Source organism: Kitasatospora sp. NPDC047058 (genome assembly GCF_040643935.1).
Taxonomy (GTDB): domain Bacteria; phylum Actinomycetota; class Actinomycetes; order Streptomycetales; family Streptomycetaceae; genus Kitasatospora.
In genome coordinates, this window is sequence record NZ_JBEYVJ010000604.1 from 1 (window position 1) to 3,155 (window position 3,155).

Below are 3,155 nucleotides of genomic sequence, written 5' to 3' on the forward strand. Positions count from 1 at the left end.
CCGGAACGCGGCCTGGAACTGCTGCTGCGCCGTCAGGAGGAGGAACTCGTCCGGCGCCAGCATTCGCCAGGTTCCGCGGCCAGAGCGGTCCGGCCGAGCTCGCGGAGGACGTCCGCGGTACGGGTGCGCGGCGCGCCGCCGGCGAACTGATCACCTGTCCGTTCTGCACCGGCGTCTGGATCGCCACCGGACTGACCGGCGCCGCCGTTATCGCACCCGGGCCGACGCGGCTCGTCTGCTCGGGCCTGACGGCACTCACCGTCGCCGATCTCCTGCACTTCGTCCGGACGGGCCTTCAGAAGCTCACCGAGTGACCGGACGCATCGCCCCGCATCGGCGGCGGAACCCCGTGCTCCCGCTCCGCTTCAGCCGGCGGGTGTGCCGATCCTGTCGTGTTCGAGCGCGGTCAGGAGTTGCCGCAGTGCCTGCCCGACGCCGTGCAGCTGCGCGGGGTCGAGGGCCGCGTGGATGAGCGCGCCGATGGCCGCGAACGCCTCCTCCGCTTCCTGGACGAGTCGCGTGGCGGTGTCCGTGAGTTCCAGCAGCGAGGAGCGGCGGTCGGCGGGATCGGGAACGCGCCTGACCAGGCCCCGCGCTTCGAGGCGGTCGATTCCCTTGCTGGTCGCTCCGACGCCGATGGCGAAGAAGCCCGCGAGGTCCCCGACGCGTGCGTCCGGGCGGTCGCGCAGGTAGCAGAGGAACTCGTACTGCGAGGCCGTGATCCCGTGGCGGCGGCGCAGCCGGTCGTTGAGCTCGTTGTACAGGCGGGTCTCGCACCGCACCAGGTCACTGAAGAACGTCGCCGTCACCCCTGCGCCATCCCTTTTAGATGCCTGGGCATATGTATTATCTTCCATGGCATATAAGGTACCGGTCGTGGGCCGAAGGAGAAGACTCAGTGAGCAAGGAACAGCGCGAAGCCATCGCCGCCCTGCTGGGGCCGGGCCCGCAGGGGTTCGAGCCGCAGCCCGTCGAGCAGATGCGGGAGGACTTCGCCCGCATGATGGGCCGGTTCACCGTCCCGCAGGTGCGCACCACCGGCACCGAGCTGGGCGAGCGGCCCGCGGTCCTGGTCGAGCCGGAAGGCGGGCAGCGCCCGGGCACCATCCTGTACTTCCACGGCGGGTCGTTCTCCCTCGGCTCCCCGCAGACGGCGATGGGCCTGACCGCCGGCCTCGTCACCCGCACCGGGTACCGGGCCCTGTCACTCGACTACCGGCTCGCGCCGGAACACCCCTTCCCCGCCGCGATCGAGGACTGCCTCGCCGCTTACCGGGCGCTGCTGGAGGACGGGGTCGACGCGCAGTCCATAGCGTTCGCCGGCGACTCGGCCGGCGGCGGCCTGACCGTGACGACCACCCTCGCCGCGCGGAAGGCCGGACTGCCGGTGCCCGGCGCCATCGTCGCCTTCTCCCCCGGCCTGGACCACACCCGCACCGGCGCCACCATGACGACGAAGGCCGGCATCGACCCCTTCTTCACCCCCGAAGGCATGGCCCACACCGGCGGGATGTACCTCGCCGGGCAGGACCCCCACCAGGAACTGCTCGCCCCGGCCGTCCTGGCCGATCTGACCGGCTTCCCTCCGCTGCTGCTGCAGGCCGGGACGAACGAACTGCTGCTGGACGACTCGGTGCGCCTGGCCCAGCGTGCCCGCGACGCCGAGGTCGACGTCATCCTGGACGTCACGGCCGGCGTGCCGCACGTCTTCCAGTCCTTCACCGGCCGGCTCGACGAATCCGACCAGGCCCTCGACCGAGCCGCCCTCTTCCTCACCCAGCACCTCGACGCCTGAACCAGCGCTTGCCCCCGGTGGCCGACGGCCAAGGAGGCGGCCGGTCCTCAGCGCGCGTTCGCCGGGGCCGCGCGTTCCCCGGGGGCCGCGGTGTCAGGGCGGTGTCCCTCCGGGGTCAGTGCGGCCCGCCCGGGGTCAGGAAGTCGCGCAGCCGCTCGCCGAGCGAGCGTTCGGGCGGGGGCAGGCGGTCCGCCGGGCGTGCGACGGGGAGCTGGTGCTCGGGGCGTCCGGACGAGAGCTGCTTGGTCTGGCGCGCGCGGGCGGCCAGGAGCCGCCGCTCGCCCTCGGTGGTGACCTCGCGTACGGCCGGGAAGAGCCGCGCCTCCTCGTCGCCGGCGTGCCGGGTGACCTCCTCGACGAGGCGGGCCACCAGGCGGTCGAAGCTCGGCCAGTCGGCCTTGGCCGGCCGGAGCTCCTCCAGCAGTGCCTCCACGGCACGGTGGTCGGCGACCTCCTCCTCCACCACCATCGGCCCGTCGGCCAGCCGGTCGCGGGCGAGCGGGTACAGGTGCTCCTCCTCGGCGCGGGTGTGACGGATCAGCCGGTCGGTGACGAGGTCGGCCAGCTCCTTGCGTTGGGGGTCCCCGTTGGGGAGGCCGCTGAGTTCGCTGAAGTGGACCAGCAGCGACCGGTGATCGGCGGTGAGCTGGTCGAGCAGGTCTTCGTCGCGGTGCACGGTGGTGTCCCTTCCTGCGTGCGGCTCCGGGTCGGCCCCGGAGGCCGGCATCGTTCGCCTCCTCCTCCGCTCCTCCCCGGTCTTCCCGCCGCCCCGGCGTGTCCCCGGGTGGTCCGGGGCGAAACGCCCGGCCACCGGCAGGACTGGCCCCGCCCGTCCTGGGCAGCCGCCCGGTACGTCCCGGTTCCGGTACGACCACCGGGACGGCCGGCATCACCCGGCCCGGGCCGGCGGTCCGCGCGGCGACCGCCGGACTTCCGTGCTCCCTCCGCGCGCGTGCCTTCCGTCGGCCCTCCGTCCGCCGTACCCGCAGGCCAGGCCGGGTTTCCCGGCACGGGGCCCGGGCAGCCGCACGGGCATGGACCACTCACGCGCACCCGTCCTCGAAGCCCTCGGCGACTACGATGAGGAGGGCCGGCTGTCGTTCACGCCGCCCGGCCACAAACAGGGCCGGGGCGCCGATCCCCGCGTCAGGGCCGTCCTCGGCGACGCCCTGTTCCGGGCCGACGTCCTCGCCACCGCCGGGCTCGACGACCGGCGCTCAACCGGCAAGGTGCTCCAGCAGGCCGAGGAGCAGATGGACGACGCCGTCCACGCGCACCTCACCTACTTCACCACCTGAGCCAGTTAACTCTCCGACCAGGCCCCAAAGAACGCCGAGGCCCGCCCCGGGGACAGCCTGCA

4 protein-coding genes and 1 pseudogene are annotated in these 3,155 nt (G+C 73.3%); 3 read left to right on the top strand and 2 right to left on the bottom strand.

The window, feature by feature from the left end; genetic code table 11:
* A partial coding sequence (locus tag ABZ885_RS38115) for a DUF1360 domain-containing protein (RefSeq protein ID WP_360199318.1) occupies positions 1–314 on the top strand: 314 nt, incomplete at its 5' end.
* 51 nt (positions 315–365) lie between these two features.
* Here ABZ885_RS38115 and ABZ885_RS38120 read toward each other — a convergent pair.
* Positions 366–809 carry a MarR family winged helix-turn-helix transcriptional regulator gene (locus ABZ885_RS38120; protein WP_360199320.1) on the bottom strand — a complete coding sequence of 148 codons (444 nt, stop codon included), beginning with the start codon at positions 807–809 and terminating at the stop codon, positions 366–368.
* 89 nt (positions 810–898) lie between these two features.
* Here ABZ885_RS38120 and ABZ885_RS38125 point away from each other — a divergent pair, with 89 nt between their 5' ends.
* Complete coding sequence (locus tag ABZ885_RS38125; protein ID WP_360199322.1) at positions 899–1,795, top strand: alpha/beta hydrolase; 897 nt, start codon at positions 899–901, stop codon at positions 1,793–1,795.
* 115 nt (positions 1,796–1,910) lie between these two features.
* Here the strand turns inward: ABZ885_RS38125 and ABZ885_RS38130 are convergent, their stop codons facing one another.
* Positions 1,911–2,522: a hemerythrin domain-containing protein gene (locus ABZ885_RS38130; protein WP_360199324.1), complete on the bottom strand. Its 612-nt coding sequence runs from the start codon at positions 2,520–2,522 to the stop codon at positions 1,911–1,913.
* Between the two features lie 307 nt (positions 2,523–2,829).
* Here ABZ885_RS38130 and ABZ885_RS38135 point away from each other — a divergent pair.
* Positions 2,830–3,090, top strand: a pseudogene (locus ABZ885_RS38135) (ornithine decarboxylase); the annotation flags it as partial.
* Positions 3,091–3,155 lie beyond the last annotated feature (65 nt).

Excerpts from the sequence above, each read along its gene's own strand:
- ABZ885_RS38130 (WP_360199324.1), bottom strand. The coding sequence starts at position 2,522 with ATGCCGGCCTCCGGGGCCGACCCGGAGCCGCACGCAGGAAGGGACACC.